The 23,087-nt window shown below is 41.5% G+C and carries 20 protein-coding genes, 3 tRNA genes and 1 pseudogene; 7 read left to right on the top strand and 17 right to left on the bottom strand.

The features are described 5' to 3' along the window. Nucleotides 1–14: 14 nt before the first annotated feature. The 13 genes and pseudogenes from L2748_RS11155 to L2748_RS11095 form a co-directional block, all read right to left on the bottom strand. Nucleotides 15–90: transfer RNA gene (locus L2748_RS11155), tRNA-Lys, on the bottom strand. 43 nt (nucleotides 91–133) lie between these two features. Then, nucleotides 134–209 (bottom strand) — tRNA-Lys (locus tag L2748_RS11150). Nucleotides 210–252: 43 nt separating this feature from the next. Beyond that, nucleotides 253–328, bottom strand: a tRNA-Lys gene (locus tag L2748_RS11145). 192 nt (nucleotides 329–520) lie between these two features. Continuing rightward, nucleotides 521–1,246, bottom strand: a complete 726-nt coding sequence (gene ybgF, locus L2748_RS11140; RefSeq protein WP_220782362.1) for a tol-pal system protein YbgF — start codon at nucleotides 1,244–1,246, stop codon at nucleotides 521–523. A 25-nt stretch (nucleotides 1,247–1,271) separates the two neighbouring features. Next, nucleotides 1,272–1,811 (bottom strand): peptidoglycan-associated lipoprotein Pal, encoded by a 540-nt coding sequence (gene pal / locus L2748_RS11135; RefSeq protein ID WP_220782363.1) that lies wholly within the window; start codon nucleotides 1,809–1,811, stop codon nucleotides 1,272–1,274. Nucleotides 1,812–1,834: 23 nt separating this feature from the next. Next, nucleotides 1,835–3,157, bottom strand: coding sequence for a Tol-Pal system beta propeller repeat protein TolB (gene tolB / locus L2748_RS11130; RefSeq protein ID WP_220782364.1), 1,323 nt, complete (start codon nucleotides 3,155–3,157; stop codon nucleotides 1,835–1,837). 9 nt (nucleotides 3,158–3,166) lie between these two features. Then, nucleotides 3,167–4,102, bottom strand: a complete 936-nt coding sequence (gene tolA / locus L2748_RS11125) for a cell envelope integrity protein TolA (protein ID WP_248957702.1) — start codon at nucleotides 4,100–4,102, stop codon at nucleotides 3,167–3,169. Next, nucleotides 4,103–4,540, bottom strand: a complete 438-nt coding sequence (gene tolR, locus L2748_RS11120) for a protein TolR (protein WP_220782365.1) — start codon at nucleotides 4,538–4,540, stop codon at nucleotides 4,103–4,105. Beyond that, nucleotides 4,540–5,229 carry a protein TolQ gene (tolQ, locus tag L2748_RS11115; protein ID WP_246616221.1) on the bottom strand — a complete coding sequence of 230 codons (690 nt, stop codon included), beginning with the start codon at nucleotides 5,227–5,229 and terminating at the stop codon, nucleotides 4,540–4,542. Before tolQ ends, tolR begins: the two co-directional genes overlap by 1 nt. A gap of 75 nt (nucleotides 5,230–5,304) precedes the next feature. Beyond that, nucleotides 5,305–5,616: pseudogene (locus L2748_RS11110) on the bottom strand (YbgC/FadM family acyl-CoA thioesterase); the annotation flags it as partial. 242 nt (nucleotides 5,617–5,858) lie between these two features. Next, nucleotides 5,859–8,015, bottom strand: coding sequence for a prolyl oligopeptidase family serine peptidase (locus L2748_RS11105; protein ID WP_220782367.1), 2,157 nt, complete (start codon nucleotides 8,013–8,015; stop codon nucleotides 5,859–5,861). Between the two features lie 849 nt (nucleotides 8,016–8,864). Beyond that, nucleotides 8,865–10,502, bottom strand: a complete 1,638-nt coding sequence (locus L2748_RS11100) for a methyl-accepting chemotaxis protein (RefSeq protein ID WP_220782368.1) — start codon at nucleotides 10,500–10,502, stop codon at nucleotides 8,865–8,867. A 157-nt stretch (nucleotides 10,503–10,659) separates the two neighbouring features. Continuing rightward, complete coding sequence (locus L2748_RS11095; protein ID WP_220782369.1) at nucleotides 10,660–11,529, bottom strand: flagellar protein MotY; 870 nt, start codon at nucleotides 11,527–11,529, stop codon at nucleotides 10,660–10,662. Nucleotides 11,530–11,669: 140 nt separating this feature from the next. Between L2748_RS11095 and rnt the strand changes: the two genes are divergently transcribed. Then, nucleotides 11,670–12,350 (top strand): ribonuclease T, encoded by a 681-nt coding sequence (gene rnt / locus L2748_RS11090; RefSeq protein WP_220782370.1) that lies wholly within the window; start codon nucleotides 11,670–11,672, stop codon nucleotides 12,348–12,350. A gap of 99 nt (nucleotides 12,351–12,449) precedes the next feature. Here the strand turns inward: rnt and L2748_RS11085 are convergent, their stop codons facing one another. After that, nucleotides 12,450–13,466 carry a DUF3137 domain-containing protein gene (locus tag L2748_RS11085; RefSeq protein ID WP_220782371.1) on the bottom strand — a complete coding sequence of 339 codons (1,017 nt, stop codon included), beginning with the start codon at nucleotides 13,464–13,466 and terminating at the stop codon, nucleotides 12,450–12,452. Between the two features lie 116 nt (nucleotides 13,467–13,582). Further along, nucleotides 13,583–14,188, bottom strand: coding sequence for a peroxiredoxin (locus L2748_RS11080; RefSeq protein WP_220782372.1), 606 nt, complete (start codon nucleotides 14,186–14,188; stop codon nucleotides 13,583–13,585). Nucleotides 14,189–14,505: 317 nt separating this feature from the next. Between L2748_RS11080 and L2748_RS11075 the strand changes: the two genes are divergently transcribed. Then, nucleotides 14,506–15,825 carry a Na+/H+ antiporter family protein gene (locus L2748_RS11075; protein ID WP_220782373.1) on the top strand — a complete coding sequence of 440 codons (1,320 nt, stop codon included), beginning with the start codon at nucleotides 14,506–14,508 and terminating at the stop codon, nucleotides 15,823–15,825. Nucleotides 15,826–15,946: 121 nt separating this feature from the next. Here L2748_RS11075 and upp read toward each other — a convergent pair whose 3' ends face one another. Continuing rightward, a complete protein-coding gene (gene upp / locus L2748_RS11070; RefSeq protein ID WP_220782374.1) occupies nucleotides 15,947–16,573 on the bottom strand; it encodes a uracil phosphoribosyltransferase in 627 nt (208 codons plus the stop codon). A gap of 220 nt (nucleotides 16,574–16,793) precedes the next feature. Between upp and purM the strand changes: the two genes are divergently transcribed. The 5 genes from purM to L2748_RS11045 all read left to right on the top strand — a co-directional run bounded on the left by purM (nucleotide 16,794) and on the right by L2748_RS11045 (nucleotide 20,642). Then, the gene (gene purM, locus L2748_RS11065; RefSeq protein WP_220782375.1) at nucleotides 16,794–17,834 is read left to right on the top strand and encodes a phosphoribosylformylglycinamidine cyclo-ligase; all 1,041 of its coding nucleotides are present in this window, start codon (nucleotides 16,794–16,796) and stop codon (nucleotides 17,832–17,834) included. Beyond that, nucleotides 17,834–18,478 carry a phosphoribosylglycinamide formyltransferase gene (gene purN / locus L2748_RS11060; protein ID WP_220782376.1) on the top strand — a complete coding sequence of 215 codons (645 nt, stop codon included), beginning with the start codon at nucleotides 17,834–17,836 and terminating at the stop codon, nucleotides 18,476–18,478. Before purM ends, purN begins: the two co-directional genes overlap by 1 nt. Nucleotides 18,479–18,647: 169 nt before the next feature. After that, complete coding sequence (locus tag L2748_RS11055; protein ID WP_220782377.1) at nucleotides 18,648–19,055, top strand: GNAT family N-acetyltransferase; 408 nt, start codon at nucleotides 18,648–18,650, stop codon at nucleotides 19,053–19,055. A 67-nt stretch (nucleotides 19,056–19,122) separates the two neighbouring features. Continuing rightward, nucleotides 19,123–19,578 (top strand): GNAT family N-acetyltransferase, encoded by a 456-nt coding sequence (locus L2748_RS11050; RefSeq protein ID WP_220782378.1) that lies wholly within the window; start codon nucleotides 19,123–19,125, stop codon nucleotides 19,576–19,578. A 203-nt stretch (nucleotides 19,579–19,781) separates the two neighbouring features. After that, complete coding sequence (locus tag L2748_RS11045) at nucleotides 19,782–20,642, top strand: hypothetical protein (protein ID WP_248957701.1); 861 nt, start codon at nucleotides 19,782–19,784, stop codon at nucleotides 20,640–20,642. Between the two features lie 193 nt (nucleotides 20,643–20,835). On the opposite strand, the gene L2748_RS11040 is transcribed toward L2748_RS11045, so the two are convergent. Further along, complete coding sequence (locus tag L2748_RS11040) at nucleotides 20,836–22,977, bottom strand: TonB-dependent receptor (RefSeq protein WP_220782379.1); 2,142 nt, start codon at nucleotides 22,975–22,977, stop codon at nucleotides 20,836–20,838. Between the last annotated feature and the right edge of the window lie 110 nt (nucleotides 22,978–23,087).

Raw genomic sequence — 23,087 nt, 5'->3', positions numbered from 1 at the left:
CACTTGCAGAAAAGTGGTGGGCTGTGAAGGATTCGAACCTTCGACCAATTGGTTAAAAGCCAACTGCTCTACCGACTGAGCTAACAGCCCCCTTGGGTAATACTTTCTACTTCTTTAGCCACTTGTAGAAAAGTGGTGGGCTGTGAAGGATTCGAACCTTCGACCAATTGGTTAAAAGCCAACTGCTCTACCGACTGAGCTAACAGCCCCTTTGGGTATTGCTTTCTACTTCTTTAGCCACTTGCAGAAAAGTGGTGGGTCGTGAAGGATTCGAACCTTCGACCAATTGGTTAAAAGCCAACTGCTCTACCGACTGAGCTAACGACCCATCTGGTATTACTTACATCTTAAACAACAAGCTAGATAACTAACTTAACGAGTTAAGATGCCCTCAAACGACTGTGTCGCTCTGAGGGCGCCTATAATACCTTTTTCAGATTCGCATGCAAGCGCAATTGTCCCATTTTTCTTTGTTTGCCGGAAAAACAATCTAAGAGTATGTTTTCTGAATAAATCAGCATCAAAGTGATGAAAGTTGCTGCAGTGCAATTCTTGCTGCGGCGCTATTAGCATATTCCTTAGTTACTTTTTGATAAAAAGCCTTCGCCTTTGCTTTATCACCTGTTTTTTCAGCGATCATCCCCAATTTGACTAAACTTTCACCACGCTTGCCTGAATCGGTGTATTTTTCAACAACGGTTGTAAATGCTTTTGCTGCGCCGACAAACTCACTCTTATTATATAAAAGCTGTCCTAGCCAATAATTTGCATTTGGTGCATAGGTTGAGTTCGGATAGTTTTGAATAAACTGAGCAAAAGCAGGAATCGCTTCTTCATACTTTTTTTCTTTTAAAACTAAGTTTACTGCTTGCTCATAACTTGCCGTTTCACCAAGGCTTGAAGAAACCGTTGTTGCTGAAGCAGCTGCATTTACCACAACTGGCGCAGCAGGTTTAGCTGAAAGGTTAGCAATATCCTCATATAACTGACGCTGTCTTTGTAGCATCTGTTCAATCTGATAAGACTGTTGCTCACTTAAGCCACGAAGATCTAGTACTTCTTGCTGTAATGTTTCCAAACGCTGTTGCATTTGAAATTCGTTTTGTTGCTTAGCTTTAATAACTCGTTCTAGACGAGAGACTCTATCATCAGTAGAGCCACCAGCAATATCTGAAACAGGAGCAGGTGCTGCATAAGCAGAACCTGCAACTAAGATGATTGCCGCTGATAAAACAGCGTGTTTCATGAGGTAAACCTTTTACCAGTAAAAATTAGTAAACAAGTACAGCACGACGGTTCTTAGCAAAACCTTCGTCGTTACGAGAAAAATCCATTGGTTTTTCTTCGCCGTAGCTCACGATGCTCATTTGACTTGGCTGAACACCCATACCTTGCAAATATTTAGCAACCGCTTTCGCACGGCGCTCACCTAGTGCAATGTTATATTCAGGTGTACCGCGCTCATCAGCGTGACCTTCAATCATTACGCGAACATTTGGATGTTCAACTAAGTAGTCACCATGAGCATCTAATACTTCAGCAAACTGTTGTGATACTGAGCTGCGGTCAAAATCAAAATAGATAATGTGCTCTTTTCTCAACTCTTGGTACTTAAGGCGTTGTTGCTCTTCCGGGGTCAATACAGGCGCTACGCCACCAGTTTCTACACCATTATTCGCATATTCGCTTGATGAAGATGACTCAGTTGAACTCGTTGCATCTGTTTCAGACTCAGAAGTCGAGCTACATGCGCTGATAGCCATAATTGGAAGTACGACTAACATCGCTTTAAATAGCTTATTCAGATCCATTTTAAAATCCTTAATCTTTATAGTTAGAGAAATGGTGACCAAGACGGTGATTTAACTTCACCCTGCCCGACTGGCAGTCTTGCTTTGAAACGTCCATCCATAGAAACCGCAGCTAACACTTGCTTGCCTTGGTAGGTAGTTCCGTAAATAACCATGGTGCCATTAGGTGCCACACTTGGTGATTCATCTAATCGCGTACTCGTTAGCACTTGCATAAAGCGAGTTTCTAAATCCATACGGGCAATATTAAATTTACCGTTGGTGCGATTAACAAAAATAATGCTTCGTCCATCAGGTGAAATAGAGCCACCAAGATTCCATTCACCTCCGAAGGTTAAGCGTGAAATCTTACCTGAATCTAAGAAAACACGATATAGCTGCGGACGTCCGCCTCTTTCAGAGGTAATCAGTAATGACTTGCCATCAGGAAACCAAGACGGCTCTGTATCAATAGCATAGTGATTAGTGATACGTTTTATCGCTTTTGTCGCAATATCGACAACGTATACTTCAGGTTGACCATCTTTAGACAAAGTGACAGCTAACTTTTTACCGTCCGGTGAAAAGACCGGGGCACCATTGATACCGTCAAAACTGGTTACTTTGGTACGTTGCTGAGTATAAATGTTTTGCACATAAACTTCTGCTTTGCGGTTTTCAAAGCTTACATAGGCAAGGCGCTGCCCATCTGGAGACCAAGAAGGTGACATTAGTGGCTCTGGTGAGCGAAGTAACATCTGCTCGTTATAACCGTCATAATCTGCAATCATCAACTTATAAGGTGACTTCTCGCCATGGTTAACCACAACATAAGCAATTCGAGTTAAGAACGCACCGCGAATACCTGTTAGCTTTTCATACACCACATCACTAATACGATGTCCATACTGACGGAACTGCGCAGCGGTAATTATGGTTTCACGACTATCAATGACAAGATCTTGCTTCGAGGCCGAATCCGGCTGTAATTGCGCTTTAACTAAGTCAATCAACTCAAAGCTAACAAGATATTTGTCGCCTTGATAAGGCTTGATAGATCCCATTACAACCGCTTCAGCTGGCTGTGCCATCCAAGCTTTAGCATCAAACTGCGCTAAAGTACTGATATTACGCTGCGGTAAACTTAATTCATCAGCAGGGCTAAAAGTACCACTTCGCGCTAAATCTGACATTACCACGTCAGAAATCTGCGATGGCATAGGTCCAGTTCCTTGCCATACAAACGGAATAACAGCAATTGGTCTTGCTGCATCAACCCCTTCTGTAATCACGATGTCTAGCGCTGCTTTCACTGGCATGCTGCAAATTAGCAGGCTTGCTAGCAACCACTTACCTATAATCTTCATACGGTTCCTTTAATCAAACTCAGGTTGAACTGTTAAATTAATTTCTTTTAGCTTGTTATATACGTCTGGCTCATTTGAGACTGGCAACCTACCGGCCTTATTAATTGCTGCTTTGGTTGCACGACAAACGACACTGTCACCATCAAGAGTCTGACTTGCCGTTACAAAGCCATCGTTAGCAAGCCGAATAAATACACGACAACTCTTACCTCGCATGGATTCATCCACAACTAAGTTTCGTTGAATAGTGGCTCGAATCATTGAGGTATAGCGTTGAACTTCGGTCATCACTTGCTTATTACGCGTTTGAGACAATGCAGCTTGTTCTGCCGCTAATGCATCTTGCATCATCTGCTCTTGTTCGCGCCTAGCTTGCTCTTCCGCTTTGCGTTTACGTTCAGCCTCGGCTTTACGTTTACGCTCATCTTCCGCTTTTTTCGCGGCAGCTTCTTCAGCTTTACGCTTGTCAGCCGCTTTACGTGCCGCTTCTTCAGACGCTTTTCGTTCAGCTTCTTTTTGCTTACGCTCAGCCTCTGCTTTGGCCGCTTTTTCTTTTTCCTGTTTTTGCTTCAACTGCGCCGCTTTTGCCGCTTCAGCTGCATTTTTTGTTTCTATCTCTTTTTGTTTACGCTCTTGCTCAAGCCGCTTGATCTGCGCTTGCTCACGCTCACGTTCTTTTCTTGCTTCACGTACTCGTCTATCGGCTTCATCTTGACGCGCTTTTTCCTTACGCTCGGCTTCGCGCTTTTCAGCTTTCAACTTTTCAACATGCTGCGCAACTTTTTGCTGATCAACCACGACAGCTTGAACAGCTGGAGCACTTGCTTGCGGCTGTGGTTTGGGCTTATCTGAAAAATCCACGCCTAAGGCAAGAATAACTATCACGCCAATATGAATACCAGCTGAAATAGTAACGGGAAATGTTAAATCTGATTTAGCCGCCACTTACTTATCCTCCGGCGAATCAGTCATTAATCCAACTGATGGAACACCTGCGCCTTGCAAGCTCACCATTAATTGAATTACTTTCTCGTAAGGGATTGAACGGTCTGCCTTTACGACCACTGGGCGCTCTGGTTCAAGTTGAATAATCGCGCCAACTCTAACGGCAACCTCATCGAGATCTAACACCTCTTGGCTACTCGAACTTCCCACATCTAAATAGTAATCGCCCATAGCATCAATTGAAGCTACTACTGGCGGTTTACTATCAGCTGGTAAAGATTCAGCCTGCCCTTGAGGTAAATCAACTTTAACCCCTTGGGCTACAATTGGTGCCGTTACCATAAAAATAATCAATAGTACCAACATCACATCGATATAGGGCACCACATTAATTTCGGCAACCGGACGACGGCGCTTCCTTTGGTAGCCTTGATGCATTATGCCTGTTCCTTCTCGCTATATGCTTGACGATGCAGGATGCTAGAAAACTCTTCCATAAAGTTAGCGTAAGACATTTCTATCTTTTCCACTTGAGTAGAAAAACGGTTATAGGCAATAACTGCAGGAATAGCAGCAAATAGACCCATTGCCGTTGCAATCAAAGCTTCTGCAATACCTGGCGCAACCATCGCTAACGTTGCGTTTTCAACCGCACCCAAAGCAATAAACGAATTCATGATCCCCCAAACCGTACCGAATAGGCCGATATAAGGGCTAGTTGAACCAATCGTAGCCAGAAGTGGAAGATGCGTTTCCAATTTTTCCAGTTCACGTGAAAGTGATACACGCATTGCACGGTAGCTACCGTCCATTATCGCTTCAGGTACACGACCATTGAGTTTGTTTAATCTGGCATACTCTTTAAAACCGCTCACAAACAAAGCTTCAAGACCTTTATTACTGTCTTGTCTTGCTGACAGCTCTTGGTAAAGTTTATTTAAATCAACACCTGACCAAAACTTATCTTCAAACTTTAGCGCATCTGTTTTCGCAGCAGTGAGTAGCTTACGACGTTGTAAAATCACCGCCCATGAAGCGATAGATAAAACAAGCAAGGTTAGCATTACAAATTTAACTAAAAGACTTGCCTGTAAAAACAATCCAATAAAAGAAATATCAGCTTCCACCTTTAAACTCCTGGGCAATATTTTGGGGAATGGCTTTGGCCTCATGCGGGATAAAGCGATACAAGCAACTAAAACGTCAGCCTCGCAATACACCACACCGTTCTCGTCGATAAGGCGTTGCTGGAACACCATTGACGCTTTCTTAAGTTGTATGACCTTGGTTTCTACAATAAGGTTCTGTTCAAAGCGAGCGGCTTTACAAAAATCGAGTTCTGCACGCTTAACAACAAATGCAGTATCTTCTGCTAGCAGGGCTGTTTGGCTCACACCTAAAGCTCGCAGCCATTCAGTACGTGCCCGCTCAAAAAAATTTAAATAATTTGAGTGATAAACAACACCACCAGCATCTGTATCTTCATAATAAACCGAAATAGGCCAACGAAACATAAACGATAATCGCTAATCGATGAGATAAATAGAGGCCTACTATACCTAGCCAGTATGCAATTGTGAATCGCGATATGTGATATGCAATGCGCTTCTTCATAAAATATTGTTAATCATCTTAAATGATTGTTGCATAAGCACCCAATCTTCTCTCTAGACTTGTGCCCCTTATCATCGCTAGCGTTGCTTTAATCATAAAAAAAGGAAGCCGAAGCTTCCTCTTTAAACTGCTTAAATTAAGTCTACTGACCAATTTTAGCTGGGACTTGTAGACCGAAGTTATGCCATAAGAAACTGTAGATATCGGCAAACTCATCGATCTTCATTGATGTAGGCTTACCTGCACCGTGACCCGCTTTTGATTCGATACGCATAATAACAGGTGCATCACCTTGCTGCTTATCTTGCATCAACGCACCAAACTTAAAACTGTGCAAGGGAACGACGCGGTCATCGTGATCAGCGGTCATTACCATCGTCGCAGGGTACGCCTGCGCTTTTAGGTTATGATACGGCGAATAAGCGTAAAGTGCCGGGAATTGCTCTGCATTATCGGCACTACCATATTCACTGGTCCATGCCCAACCAATTGTGAACTTTTGAAAACGTAGCATATCAAGCACGCCAACCGCCGGTAACACTGCAGCAAAAAGCTCTGGACGCTGGGTAATTGCCGCTCCCATTAATAGACCGCCATTACTGCGGCCATACGCACCTAACTTTGAAGAGTTTGTGTAGTTCTCATCAATTAAGTACTCGGCAGCAGCATAGTAGTCATCAAATACGTTCTGCTTTTTATCGAACATACCCGCTTTATGCCAACTATCACCGTACTCTGCACCGCCACGAAGGTTAGGTACTGCGTAAACGCCGCCCATATCCATCCAAGCAATATTTGCAGGGCTAAAGCGCGGCGTCATAGAAATAGCAAAACCACCATAGGCATAAAGTAAAGTTGGATTTTTTCCATCTTTTTTCAGACCTTTTTTATAAGAGATCATCATAGGCACCTTAGTGCCATCTTTACTGGTATAAAAAACTTGCTCTGATGCGTAGTCATCTGGGTTAAATGAAACCTTTGGCTCCGAATAAATTTTTGATTCACCCGTTTTAAAATCAAACTTATAGGTTGTTTGTGGCTGAGTGTAACTATTAAATACATAGTAAAAATAATCTTTACTACGCTTGCCATAAGGCCCTGCTACCTTACCTTTTCCTGGTAACGTCACATCTTGGCGTTTATCGCCATTCATGCTGTAAATCGTAAGTTTTCCTAAGACGTCATGTAAATAACTCACAACTAAATGATCGTTAACAATTGCAATGTTACTAATTGGGTCTTTTAGCTCCGGGATAATCGTTGTCCAATTATCTTTGCTGCTGTTATTGATATCAATTGCTATCACTTTACCGTTAGGCGCGTTGTAATCGGTTTTAAAGTAGAATACTGAATCGTCATTACCAATAAAGCTATATTCCGCCTCAAGCTCAGGAATTAACTCAACCATGTCGGCCTGAGGATCTTTTAATGACTTATAGAAAAAACGATTTCGGCTATCTGTGCCCTGTGAAATATATAGCAGCAAATAGTCACCGTTCTCAGACACTTCAATACCAAAGCCCCAATCTTTATTTTGCGGTCTTTCGTAAACTAAAGTATCGGCACTTTGCGGCGTACCAATTTTATGAAAATAGACTTTTTGGTTAAAGTTGACATCAGCTAATGCATTTCCGCCTTCAGGTGCATCATACCTCGCGTAGTACACGCCAGAATTATCACTGTTCCACACAGCCTTAGAAAACTTAATCCAATCTAACTCATCTGTTAGTTTTTTGCCTGTCGCAACATCCACAAAATGCCATGCTTGCCAATCAGAACCCGATTTAGAAACACCATAAGCTAAGGTTTTACCATCATCGCTAACAGAAACACCCGATAATGCGATTGTGCCGTCATCAGAAAAACAGTTTGGGTCAAGTGCGACTTTCTCATTGCCTTGTGCATCTTTAACATACAGTACCGATTGGGCCTGCAGCCCGTCATTACGGTAAAAAAAGGTATTAGAGTCCTTTTCAAATGGTGCTGAGATTTTTTCAAAATTCCAAAGTTCAGTAATACGGTCAACAATAGCTTGCTTATTACCGATATTAGCGAGATAGGCATGACCCGCTTTTTGCTGCTCACTAACCCATTTGTGAGTGCGTTCAGACTCCACCTCTAAATAACGGTAAGGATCATTAACTTGCACACCATGGATAGTTTCAACAACGCCACCGTCGCTAATAACTTGCGACTTTGCAGCTGTATCCTGTGTCAGTTGTGACTGGCAACCGACTATCGCAAGACCGAGTCCTATGGCTAACAGATGTTTTTTAGTCAGTATCGAATTTATTCGCATATTTTATCCCTGATAACTTGGTTCTTTTAATGAAGAACTCTGTTGTTGTCGTTAGCACTACCTAATTAGATAATCTTATTGTTACTTTTGTAAGCTTAACGAATGACTTCAAGCGCACTATACAAACTAAAAATAGTCATCGCAAAGTTTGTTTAATGATTATTTATAATGACTAACCCAGTTAACTGTTAATATTTTAGTAACATAGATAAATAAAAAATTATGGTAAACCCTATTAAAAACGTGATAACCACCACATTTATTAGGGGGTTAGTAGTTTTAAGCAGCAAAACCAAACCACTAAGCCATTAGCAAATCTAATGCTAAACTCTAATAATTCTAGTTTGTCAGACCAGTAGGCTGACACTATAATTCACCTCGTTTTCAGGAAGTGTCTGCCTAGCAGATTCGGAAACAAGAACTCTTAAACTTTGGTGGTTTTCCACGGAAGTTATATCCCTGGTTCTTATGCTTGACTTCCTTCCTTCAATTTGTTGATTGCAATGATTTATTTTTGCGGCCCGCTCACCATGTGAGCGGGCTTTTTTTTATCTCTCTCTTTTTACAACTTCGCTATTTTAACTTATAAGACTAATGCGCTTTCCAATCTAAAGCCCTTAACCTCAATTTCCTAGAATACCTAAAACTAATCTTGGCAAAGTAATCGGCATTAAGAATGCCTTAGTATTATGCCGTTCAGTATCAGAAGTTGCCCTACTCAGAACGTTTTAGAAAAACTAATTAAAGCCGAGTAACTACAACAAAATTACACCTAGTTTCCCTTATAAAGTAAAACGGCCTCCCTTGAGAAGCCGTTATCATCAGTCAAACCTATTAATTAAACTAATTTCACACTTTAAACTGACTAACTAGGCAGTCCAGTTGCTCACATTGCTCAGACAAAGCAGAAAGAGCCTCCTCAGCCTCACTAACAACAGATACCATCGTACAGCTATTATCAGCAATTCTTTGTACGTTGCGGTTAACTTCTTCACTCACACTACTTTGCTGATTCGCAGCAGTTACGATATGAGTATTCATATCGTTCATTGTGCCAATCGCATTGAAGACCTCTTGTAGAGACTGACTAGCATCACCAGCTGACAAAATCGTATTCTCACTGCTGTGTTGGCTACCTTGGATAACCGAAACAGCTTGCTTAGCACCTAACTGGAGCTTTTCGATCATGCTTTGTATTTCGCCTGTACTTTGTTGTGTGCGGCTGGCTAAAGAGCGCACCTCGTCAGCAACTACCGCAAAACCTCTTCCCTGTTCGCCAGCGCGAGCAGCTTCAATCGCTGCATTTAACGCAAGTAGATTAGTTTGCTCAGCAATCCCCCTAATAACATCTAAGATTGAGGCTATATTAACAACGTCACTATCTAGGGTATTGATCACCTTTCCTGCACTTTCAATATCGGCAGCTAGGAGTCGTATTGATTCCACGGTCTGATCTAATACCGCACTTGTTGACGACAGACCTTGAGTGGCCTCCATACTCGCTGACGCTGCATCACTGGCATTATCATGGACACTTTGACTGGTTACCTGCATCTCGTGTACCGCCGCGGCAACCGCCTCACTATCTTGCTGCTGCTCATTTGTGGCTGATGCAATTTTGCTATTCACCTGCAATAAGTTCGACATCTCTAATCTGACAGCGTTTGAGCTGTTAATCACTTGCTCGACCGTGGTCTGAATTTTTGTGACAAACAGATTAAACGCCTCAGCTAGCCGGCCTATCTCATCATCAGATTGACTATTAATCCGTTGCGCTAAATTGCCATCACCAGAAGCAATCTCTGACATAGCAGTTTGGATACTTATAATTGGCGCAACAACAGTTTTAAGCAAAAGTATCACAGTCAAAATCGCGCAACCTATAACAACTAGCGTCCCCAGTTCCAATATCATTTCGGCTCGAGAAGAAGTAGCTGCAATAGCTAAACTTAACTGTTTCTTACTTGCCTCAATATCATCTTTAACGACGTTCAATTGCACTCGAGCTGCGATAAACTTCTGGTCTATGCTCGCCTTATTTTGATGATAATAATTAACCCACAGTCCTTGAGGCTGAGCAATTAGATTTTCATTACTCTGTAACCACACTTCAGCCAACTCAATAAGCTCGTTAATATCAGCAGTACTAGACTGCGGTAAAACGCCACTTTCGACTAATGCGTAGGCTTTTTTTAGCCTAGGAATAGCTTTATAAGCATTATCTTTGTACTCAAATAAATGATGTTCTATTTCAGAGGTATTTTTAGATAATACAATACCTTGTATAGCCGATGTAGTTTGGTAAAAATCCCGATAAGCATCGTCTAAATCCGTTAATGTCGGAAATACCTGTTCATTAAGCGTATTTACTAATTTAGACTGTTGTTGCGATGTATAAACATTTAGCCCTGAGCTAATTGCAAATAATAAAATGATAATAGAAAGAGGTAGCACTATCTTTTGTTTGACAGTGAAATTAGTGAGCATTCCGTGGTTCCTTAGTGGAATAATGGTAACCACGGAATTATACCTTGCAAAACAATCAGATAACCTTTTACCTATATCATTTTGTGATGTGAGACACTATATTGAAACTGCGATTGAACAAAAAAATAACACTCAATTTAGGTTTAGCGATATTCACTTAAAGAGGCTTGGAAATTCTGATCACAACACGGCGGTTACGTGAACGTTCATCAATCGTTTGATTAGACGCAACATGCCTTTTTTCACCATGTCCCATAGTATGAATACGGCTTTGACCAATGCCACTTGCAACAAAGAAGTCTTTCACGGAATCGGCACGTTGCTCCGACACACGCATATTGGCACTGCGACCACCATAGCTATCGGTATAAGCGTCAATCAAAACTAAATCCACGTTCTTGTCATATGCCAAGTATTCTTGAACTCGCGCAATTTGCGACTTTGAATAACGAGTTAACTCGGTTCCACCTGACTCATAAGTCAGTACTGTAAGTGCTATATCTTCAAAAGAGTACGGCAATAACGATGATAAACAGGCTTTAAATTCTGAATATTGGCGTCTGAAGTTAACAGCTGACAGCCCTACGGCAATTTTATTTGCTTCGTTATACCAGTCTGCGTAATAAAAAGTCGGTTGCATACCGCTTTCTAATTCGGCCAACATGGACCAAGCAGCATTACGTGGCACTTCACCACTAAAATACTTTTGATAAGTCAGTTCAGTAATATCTTTTGAAACCACGCCTGGACGCCATGCTGGTGCCATACTCACTAACTTAGCTTGAGTCACTTGATCAGGTTTGACCCACATATCCAAGGTAAAGTCTAAGTTATGGTCTTTACCCGCTCGGCTTGTAAACACGGCTTTGCCGTAAGACGGAATATCATGTTCTAAACGACACATCACCGGGTTATTACCACTTAGACGCCATTGTGACTCTTCTAATGAAGCCACATATTGCCTCAAGTCAGCATAAGCAGATAAAGGCAGAACTAATAACGATGCAAAAATTATCCAAAGCCGCATAAATTAACTCTCTAAATTTGTATCACTACTCTCTATCGGCAAAGAATTATCTTTCTTTAGCTTATAAATTCAGCAAACGCACATGACAGTGAATATCAGTTGCCGCATAATAGTCACTTGCACTCTTTTGGGAAATTTTAATGACTGACACTTTAGACCCTAATTTACTGAAAAACCGCTTTAGAGGGTATTTCCCAGTGGTCATCGACGTTGAAACCGCTGGTTTTAACTCAAAAACAGACGCACTTTTAGAGATTGCCGTCACCATGCTAAAAATGGATGAAGAAGGCGTTTTAGCGCTAGATAAAACCCTGCATTTCCATATAGAGCCTTTCGAAGGTGCAAATCTTGAGCCTGAAGCGTTAGCCTTTACCGGCATCGATCCAACCAACCCGCTACGCGGCGCTGTTAGCGAAAAAGAAGCATTCTTAGAAATATTTAAAGAAGTCAAAAAAGCCCAAAAAGCCGTTGGGTGTCATCGCAGTATAATCGTTGCCCACAATGCCGCATTTGATCATGGCTTTGTGACTCAAGCAATTGAGCGCAACAACCTTAAACGTACGCCATTCCACCCATTTGCTACATTCGATACCGCAGCACTTGCAGGTTTAGCTATTGGGCAAACGGTTTTAGCCAAAGCTTGTGCTATGGCAGGGATCCCATTTGATAACCGTGAAGCACACTCAGCTCTTTATGATACTGAACGCACAGCAGAACTGTTTTGCTTAATTGTAAATCGCTGGAAGGCGCTTGGTGGTTGGCCATTTATTAACGAAGACGACACCGAAGAAGATACCGAAGTTTCAACTGACAAGACCTAAAAAGGATTGGCAGTTTCCCCTCATATATATAAGACGAAGCTAGTTATCTTCGTCTTATATTAAGCCTAACCAATGTTCACGCAATAAACGCTTATTCAGCTACAGGCCAGTTTGCTCATCTAATTTAAGAGCGTCAATTAAAGCAAAAACCTCATTTAGCTCTCTAAATAACAGCTCAATATCAGCGCTAACATCCAAAGGCTTACCAATATCGAGTCTAGATTCGAAATAATTGTGTGTCGTTGCTAGTTTAATAAGCAACTTGCCATCTTTAAAGCTCGCCTCTAATTGAGATAGATAGAACGTTGATAAAGATAGTAAGCGAGTCATCATTGTCGGAGTCAGTAGGTATCTAGCCTCGATTTGATCACTACTATACACTTCAAACTGCTGTTCAAATTCGACATCTTCAAGATTTACTCGCGGTAATTTTGTTTGAAAAGCGGCAAGTTTATTTCCTATAGTCCCCTTATCTAATCTAACTTGGGTTTCACCTTTAAAGCTTTTAAACGAGTCAAACTCAATAATAATCCCGTCAAACAAGGTTTTATATTTAGCTTGGTTATCCTTGGTAGTCTCGCGCTCTGACAAGGACAACTCTCGCATAAGAAAAGTCACTCCTTTGTATTCTCCGCTTACGCTATCCTCAAAAGCTCCGATATCATAACTCGGGAAAATACCATAAGGTTCATATTCCTTCAGCGTTTTTAGTCCCTCAGGATTAAGCAGAAAATTATCGCCAAAATAGCGTAAAACAATTGGGTGAATAACTTTTACTATTTGATCGCGAAATTTAGAAGATTCACCATTCGCCCAAAAGATAACGCCAACAGTAATGCAAAGAGAAATGATGAATAGCGATATACCAATGAAAAATTGAGTAAAATTTCCCTGACTGGTTGCCATGCCATAGAAAACATATGCAAAGCCCATTAAGCCTATTACCGTTGCTATGAACGAAACGGGCTTACTAATCTTTTGCCGTTCAGTTTGTTTAGCCACAATTGGCAGGCGTTGTTGCTCATATTGTTGGCATTTAGGTTCTATGTGTTGCTTATAGTATTGCGAAAACGGAAGCCTATCCTCTTCCGGAATATTGAACTCCATAGGATTCATACATGGTCCTTAATGTACATATAAAACAGAAATCCAGTTCTGCTATTTTCCTTAAAACGAAAAAGCTGCGATAAACGCAGCTTTTATTATGCTAACAGTGACTACAATTTAATAAATTATAGTGCGTCAGCATTGTCAGTTAGGTAAGAAGCAACACCTTCTGGGCTTGCATCCATACCTTTGTCGCCTTTTTCCCAGCCTGCTGGGCAAACGTCACCGTGATCTTCGTGGAATTGAAGTGCATCAACCATACGGATCATTTCGTCAACGTTACGACCTAGTGGTAGATCGTTAACCACTTGGTGGCGAACTTGACCTTCTTTGTCGATAAGAAATGAACCACGGAATGCAACACCCGCTTCAGGATGCTCAACATCGTATGCTTTACAGATCTCATGTTTAACGTCAGCAACTAGCGTGTATTGAACTTGGCCAATACCACCCTTGTCTACTGGCGTGTTACGCCATGCATTGTGAGTAAACTGAGAATCGATTGAAACACCGATTACTTCAACGCCACGCTTCTTGAACTCATCCATGCGGTGATCAAAAGCAATCAGCTCTGATGGGCACACGAAAGTGAAATCAAGTGGGTAGAAGAATACTACGGCAGTCTTTCCTTTAATTGCTTCAGATAGGTTAAAGGTATCAACAATTTCACCATTACCTAGTACTGCAGCAGCAGTAAAATCAGGGGCCGGACGGCCGACTAATACGCTCATTTTATTTCTCCATCTATGGATTGCTAAAAACGCTGTTTCGTTTAAATCTAAAAGGCATTATAGGCAGTGTTAAACTCTATACAAGCTATTTGCGAGCAATATCACTTTTTTAAATGATTATTCTGTTAACTGGCCACAATCCCGACAGCTTAACCCTATTTTTATTGTAACTATTCACACTTTGTTTGCATATTAAGGTACAGCTAATTCACAACTCTGTTTGAATTCAAGATATCCAGCATAGTTACTGGACATCATGCGTATTAACAGGCAAAAATGGTCGCAACTTCAAATATAAGAAATAGATTAATCATATTATGAATGCTGTTGTCATCGCTGTGTGCCTCATGTTGGGCCTCAGTTTAGCTAGAGTTAATATCGTCATTGCGCTCACAGTATCCGCCTTAGTTGCGGGGCTTGTTGGTGGTATGGATCTGCATCAAACGGTCGCTGCTTTTAATACTGGCCTTGGTGGTGGTGCACAAATCGCATTGAGCTATGCTCTATTGGGCGCTTTTGCTGTTGCCTTGTCGCATTCAGGTTTAACAACGCTAATTTCAAGCAAGGTCATTAGTTTGCTTGGTAAAGAGCAAAATAGTACCAACAATAACTTCGTGCGCTGGGTGTTACTATTAACCATTCTTGCAATGGCTATTTCTTCACAGAATATTCTTCCTATCCATATCGCCTTTATTCCTATTTTAATTCCACCATTACTACACGTAATGTCAAAATTAAAAATGGATCGTCGTTTAGTTGCTTGTGTGCTGACTTTTGGCTTAGTGACGACTTATATGGTATTGCCTGTTGGCTTTGGCGGGATCTTTTTATATGACATTTTACTTACCAACCTAAACAGTAATGATTTGCAGGCTGTTCAAGCGCAAGTAGCCCCAGCGATGCTTATTCCTGCTCTCGGTATGGTATTTGGTTTATTGGTCGCTATTTTCATTAGCTACCGTAAGCCTCGTGAGTATAAAGAAGAGCAAATTCTAGCTGCAGAGCCAGAAGAAGGCTTGAACCAGCGTAATATCGTGATTGCCGTTTTTGCGGTTATTTCAACCTTGGTTGTGCAGCTCTATACCGGCTCAATGATTTTCGGTGCATTAATTGGCTTTATCGTATTTAGTTTTTCTGGCGCACTTAAACACGTTGCCGACCAAGATATCTTTAACCAAGGCGTGCGCATGATGGCTAATATTGGCTTTATCATGATTTCTGCCGCAGGTTTTGCAGCGGTAATAAAAGGCACTGGTGATGTAGGCAGCTTAGTAGAGATAATGAATACAGCAATTGGCGATAATAAAGCCTTGGCTGCATTTTTGATGTTACTAGTCGGTTTGTTAATTACGATGGGCATTGGTTCATCGTTTTCGACCATTCCAATTATTGCTGCAATCTATGTACCTTTATCTATGAGTTTTGGTTTCTCAGTTGAAGCGACGATTGCGCTAGTGGGCACCGCTGCTGCACTAGGAGATGCAGGTTCACCAGCATCGGAGTCGACCTTGGGCCCAACTGCAGGTCTTAATGCTGACGGTCAACACGACCATATGAAGGACAGCGTTATTCCAACCTTCATCCACTACAACATTCCATTACTAGTGTTTGGTTGGATAGCAGCCATGGTGCTGTAGTGTACAAGCGATATTGCTTAGAAAAATTGCAACAAAAAAGGAGCCATTAGGCTCCTTTTTATTGTTAAATGATTTAGTTAGCTTAGATTCAAACCCACTTCATCTTTACCAAGTTCAATACTTATTTAGTACCAAAAATCTTATCACCCGCATCACCAAGACCTGGGAGAATGTAACCCTGCTCGTTTAAGCAATCATCAATAGACGCAGTGAAAAGCTCAATATCTGGATGTGCTTTCTCAAGCGCAGCAATACCTTCTGGCGCAGCAACTAATACAAGCGCTTTAATCGCTGTACAGCCACGATCTTTTAATAGGTCGATAGTCGCAATCATTGAGCCGCCAGTTGCAAGCATTGGGTCAACCACAAGTGCGATACGTGATGGCATGTCGCTAGCAAGTTTTTCAAAATAAGGTACTGGCTCAAGTGTTTCTTCGTCACGGTAAATACCGACAACAGAGATACGTGCACTTGGTACGTGCTCAAGCACGCCATCCATCATACCTAGACCTGCACGTAAGATAGGCACTACAGTTACCTTCTTACCTTTGATCTGATCGATTTCAACCGGACCATTCCAACCATCAATCGTTACTTTTTCAGTTTCAAAATCAGCCGTTGCTTCGTATGTTAGTAGACTGCCTACTTCTGCCGCTAATTCGCGAAAACGCTTTGTGCTAATATCACCTTCGCGCATTAATCCAATTTTATGACGGACTAAAGGGTGCTTAACTTCAACGACTTTCATCTTGTTCTCCTGATTTTCTAACGTATTTTTCACGGTAAATTTTAACGATTCTAGTAGATTTGTTCGTACAGGAAAACTTAAAGTTTCAAAAAGGCGGTAAATCGTGACCTCTGTCGCTAAGTTAATTGAAAAACTTACCTTTCGACGCTACTCACAAGCTGATAGAATAGCGCCGCGTAAAATCCAATAATAATCGATACCCGTACCCGAGAGGATCTCCGTGAGCACTCCTACTACCCCACTAAGCTATAAAGATGCAGGCGTTGATATTGATGCCGGAAATGCACTAGTTAACAACATCAAGTCAGCAGTAAAACGTACCCGCCGTCCAGAAGTTATGGGCAATCTAGGTGGTTTTGGTGCACTTTGTGAGCTACCAACTAAGTATAAGCATCCAGTACTGGTTTCAGGCACTGATGGTGTTGGCACTAAGTTACGTCTTGCTATCGACTTTAAAAAGCACGACAACGTCGGTATCGACTTAGTCGCCATGTGCTCAAACGATTTAATCGTTGCTGGTGCAGAGCCACTGTTCTTCCTTGACTACTATGCGACAGGCAAACTTGATGTTGAAGTTGCCACCTCTGTAGTAAAAGGCATTGCAGAAGGCTGTGTACAATCAGGCTGTGCACTTATCGGCGGTGAAACTGCTGAAATGCCAGGCATGTACGAAGGCGATGACTACGACCTAGCAGGTTTCTGCGTTGGCGTAGTTGAAAAAGAAGACATCATCGACGGCACTAAAGTGCAAGACGGTGATGCCCTTATCGCATTAGCTTCAAGCGGTCCTCATTCAAATGGTTTCTCACTTATCCGTAAGGTATTAGAAGTGAGCAAGGCAGATCCAGAGCAAGAACTTGCTGGTAAGCCACTAATAGATCATTTATTAGAGCCAACAAAAATTTACGTTAAATCACTGCTTAAATTGCTTGAACAGCACGATGTTCACGCAATGTCACATATCACTGGTGGTGGCTTCTGGGAAAACATCCCACGCGTACTACCTGAAGATTGCAAAGCAGTGGTAAACAGCGACTCATGGCAATGGCCAGTCGTATTTAACTGGTTGATGGAAAACGGTAATATCTCACAATTTGAAATGTACCGCACCTTCAACTGCGGTGTTGGTATGGTTGTCGCCCTACCAGCAGACAAAGTCGATTCAGCCTTAACATTGCTAAATGCAGAGGGCGAGAACGCATGGTTAATTGGTAGCATTGCCAAGCGTAACGGCGAAGAAGAGCAAGTGGAGATCCTGTAATGCCCCAGAGTTGTCGCGTTTTAGTATTAATTTCAGGTAACGGCAGTAATTTACAAGCCATTATCGATGGTTGTGACGATAATCTTCAAGCTGACGTTGTTGGCGTCATAAGCAATAAACCAGACGCTTACGGATTAGTTCGCGCCCACCACAATGAGATTGATACCAGCTGCGTGATAGCTCACACAGGCGAAACTAGGCAAGAGTACGATGCACGTCTGCTTAGCGCGATTGAAAAGTATCAGCCAGACCTTGTGGTTTTAGCTGGCTTTATGCGTATTTTAAGCGACGAATTTGTGCAACGTTTTGAAGGTAAGATGCTCAACATCCACCCTTCTCTTTTGCCTAAATATACAGGTTTACACACGCATCAACGTGCTATCGACGCTAAAGACACTGAACATGGCGCAAGCGTGCACTTTGTCACGCCAGAGCTTGATGCCGGCCCCGTTATCTTACAAGCTAAAGTGCCTGTTTATGAAGATGATACTGCCGAGGTTTTAGCAGAGCGTGTACATGAGCAAGAGCATGCTATTTACCCTCTAGTGGTTAAATGGTTCAGCCAAAACCGTTTAACTATGCTAGAAGGCATTGCCCACCTTGATGGGAAAATACTGCCAGCTGATGGTTACGCTGCTGATTAAAGCAGTTTAAATAGCGCATAAAAGGCACCTTAGGGTGCCTTTTTTATAATGCATAGATAATAAAAAGCACTTTTGATTCCAAACATCTACAACCAAGGCATTACCCATACTATTCTGGCGACTAATACCAATTATTCAACCGTTAAACAAAACTAGGGTGAAAATCAATATGGAAATTCAAATTGAACTCAATGGCAAAATTGAACAGGCTGAAGTCGTCACCTTGTATAGAGCAAATGGATGGTCCTCAGCAGAAAAACCTGAGCAACTATTACTCGCACTACGTCACTCTCACACATTAGTAACTGCTCGAACTAACGGTAAACTCATTGGCATCGGTAATGCGATATCAGATGGACACCTAGTCGTATATTATCCTCATATGCTGGTCCACCCGAACAGCCAAGGCAAAGGCGTTGGCACAAAAATGATGCAAGCAATGTTATCTGTTTACTCTGGATTTCATCAGCAAATGCTTACCGCTGACGAAGAGGCGATTGAATTTTATCAAGCCCAAGGTTTTGAGCGCGCAGGTAACACTGCACCAATGTGGATATATGCGGGCACAGAGCACTAACACTGAGCACCTAGAGCTGTTCTATTGCACTATTAACTCATTCCCTACTCTACATTGGCGACAAAATATGAACCTGAGAAAAGCGGTAAAAGAGGATCTTCCAAAGCTGTTAGAGTTAGAGCAGCGCGTTATCGAAGCGGAAAGACCTTACAATGACTCAATCAAACCCAAATCAGCAATTTATTACGACATAGAAAATTTAATTTCTTCCAATGATTCTCACTTAGTGGTTGGAGAAATTGAAAATGAGATTATAGCTAGCGGATATGTCCAAATACGTTGCTCAAAACGCTCATTAGAGCATGACCTCCATGGTTACCTTGGCTTTATGTACGTATCACCTTCACACCGTGGAAAAGGCATCAACTCAGCAGTTATAGAGCAGTTAATTGAGTGGGGCAAACACAAGGGGGTGCAACATTTCTATCTAGATGTTTATTCTCAAAACAATTCAGCAATGCGTGCATATGAAAAACTTGGATTTACACCTACACTGCTTGAAATGCAGCTTAAGGCAAAATAAATGCTACTTTCCAACTCGACATCAATGCCTGCATAACTTGGTTACCTAAAACATAATTGCGTAAGGAAACGCCTATGATTAAATCAATAAAGTCGAAAATCCCCCTGTTATTCCTTGTTTGTATTTCAATTTAGTGGGGATTCTATTATCAAAGTAACAGCACACTTAACCAATTTGGCGCTGCAAATTTTGAATGGCTGTTTTTGTTAGATGCATTGGTTGCTCTGCCTATAATTTGCTTTATTTGCATCAAGGACAAAAAAGAAGCCTTATTGAAGTCTCTTGCCTTGGGATGCATCGCCATATTCATTGGCAGTTATATCGTACCAGAGCCCAATAAGATAATTTGGACTTATCTTGAAAGCGGTCGCTATTTTATTTTAGCTATTGTTCTGCTGTTTGAGTTGACGGCAATCCTGACTGTTTACTTTGCACTAAAGACTGCGATACGCCAGCAACATGATCCTGATATATCAATAGAAAATTCAATAAATAAATATTTTGGCGAAGGAACTATTGCAACGTTATTAAGCTTCGAAGTTCGTATGTGGAGTTATGCTTTATTAGCAAGTAAAGTACAAACAACTCACTTCATCGGGGAGCATTACTTTAGCTACCATGAAAAAGATGGTGCACAGAGTAACTTGCTTGGCTTTGCTTTATTAATCGCATTTGAAATGCCTTTAATGCATTTATTGATTCATTTCACCTACTCGCCACTAGCAGCTAATATCATCACCTTTCTCACGCTTTTTAGCCTCGTTTTTTTTATTGCTGAATATCGAGCAGTTTCAAGAAGACCTATCTCACTAGCTAAAAACAAGCTTATTATCAGATATGGACTCTTCCAACCATTAACTTTAGATTTATCCAATATAGCAACTGTTGCTTATCATAAAGAATTTGTAAAACGTTCAAGATTAGTAAAACGTTATAATTATGCAGGTAACCCTAATATTGTTATAGCGTTAAAAGAACCGCTTGGAACAGTCAAACATATCTTTATTGGTATCGATAAACCGGAGCAGTTTATTGCGATCATTCAAGCAGCTAAAAACCGCTAAGCTATCGCATATCGTTACTAACAAGGTCATATTTTTGGAATTATCGTTTACCACCTCAAGACTTAGCATCTCTGAATTATCCAACGATACTTGGTTCACTAAGCAACCTAACTGAACAATTGCAGAACATCATATAAAGCCTCAAATTGAAACACCAACTTGAGGCTTTATAACATAAGTGGCTACACAAGAATTAGTAGCTAATACTATATTCCAGCGCTAAGCGTCGACCATAACCTGAGAACTGGCTACGATAGGTTTCCCAAATAACTTCTTTATTCATCTGAGAAACTAATGGCTGATAATCTTCATTCAATAGATTATCAATACCAAAGGTGAATCGACCAAAATCAGTGTCAAAAGTCGATACCAGATCGACTAGCGTATAACCGTCATAAGGTGACTCATAAAAGCTATAACCGGCATCACTTTCACGATCGTGCTTGTCTCTGTCACCCACATAATTTGCCTGTAGGCGCAATGAAGCCATATCATTAAAGCGATAATCGCCATACACGGATGCTTTTACCGGCGTGATCCTGGTGCCATTCATCCAATAATCATCACCCGTTTCACTGTTGGTACGCTTGCCTTCTGACATTGACACGCTAGTCCCCAACTTAACCTCTTGAGTCACTTGGTAATCCAGTGTTGCTTCAACCCCCCAGATCTCTTCATCAGCAACAACGACAGCAGCTACGCGTTTGGCAGCGAGAGCTTCAACGTTATAATCATAAGCATAACCGTCTTTAATATCTGAATAAAAGAAAGATAAGCTGCCTTGTAGACTATCATCACTATAACGCAGGCCTGTCTCATAATAGTTAGTTTGAGTCGCGGGAATATCATCAGCGAACTCAGCAACGCTATCCACAGGCATATCTCTAAGCATACGCATATCGGCATGAGAATAACCTTGGGAGTAACTGGCAAAAATATCGGTACTGTCAGCAATATTATAAACTAGACCTAAGTTCACCAACGGCTTATCGTACTTTAGTGTATCTCCTTGTTTAGCGCTAAGAACACCGCGCTTATAACGCATATAATCTGGCACTTCGATTTCAAAGTTCTCATAGCGTAAACCCGCTTGTAGCGTCAAATCATCAGTCACTTGATTCCAATATTGTGCAAACGGACTTAGCTTAGTTTCTGTTAAATCACATACCGAGCAAATATATTGAGACTGAGTAATAGGATTACCATCCGCATCGATACCTGTAAGCACGTCACGATCTCGTCCTTGTTCGGTATTATCTTTACCGTATTCGAAACCATAAACTAAACGGCTTCTATCATTAATCGTCCATTGCATAGCCGCTTTAAAACCACTGCGGGTAGACACAATCTCAGATGCGGATTCATAACCCACGTTTACTTTACTATAATAGGCAGACAGGCTTAATTGTTGGCTGAAGAAGTCATCTTGATCGTAGGTTAACTGTACGGTGCTTAATTTAGTCGATGGATTGGGACCAACATAGGGCTGAGTCTTATCAATTTCAATAAGGCCATTTTCTTCATTAACGTTACGCTTATAGTGCAACTTGTTTTCGATATAATAATGATGGGCAAGTAAAGCTAGACGACTCGCGTCAAACTCTTGCTCAAGCTTAAACAACACATCATATTCATCGGCATCGCCCATGCCGCCTTGATTATTAGGTGCACCGGGTAATTGCTCGCCATCCGCGTCATACAGGTTACCGCGATCTTTACCTGACAAGTTGAGTAAGTAGCCTAGATCTGAATCTGTTGTGCCGGAAAAACTCTGAGAAATGCTGTAGCCCGCGTCAGAAAGCTCATCAGAAAACGCCTCAACGCCCACTCGAGTTTGCATCTCAAAATTCACGCTCGGCTTTTTGGTGATCACATTAATGATAGCGCCGGCTTCACCATTGCCGTACATGGCGCTAGCACCTTTGATGACTTCGATACTTTCGATCACATCGACAGAGATTGATTGTAGATCGCGTCCACCAGCGCGCAGAGTCGTTGAAATAAGCACACCATCAATCATCACAATCGCTTTACCGCCACGAAAGTTTTGACCAAATGTCGACATTGTTTCAGTACTTGGTGAAAAGCCTGGTACTAAATTAGAAATCATCTCAGACAGATTGCGCGCAACCACACGTTGAAGATCTAGGTCGGCTTCTGAAACAATAAAAACGGAATTAGGGGTATCACTTAACTTTTGTGCAAATGGCGATGCGGTAACAACAATGCGCTCAATATCACTAGATTGATTTGATGCTTGTTTACTTTGGTCTGCAACTGCAACTGTCGTACCCAAAGCGCTCAATACTGCTAATCCTAAGATACTTAACTTCACTTGTTTTTCCATAAATAAATGAGAACGACTATTATTAACATTTAATTATGGATCGCAACGATACCTCAAAACATTTACAAACATTACAATAAGTCAAAGTCGTAGAATGA

Source organism: Shewanella sairae (assembly GCF_023283535.1).
In the GTDB taxonomy this organism is placed as follows: Bacteria; Pseudomonadota; Gammaproteobacteria; order Enterobacterales; family Shewanellaceae; genus Shewanella; species Shewanella sairae.
Note: the sequence above shows the minus strand (reverse complement) of the source record. Positions and strands in the feature narration are given on the sequence as shown.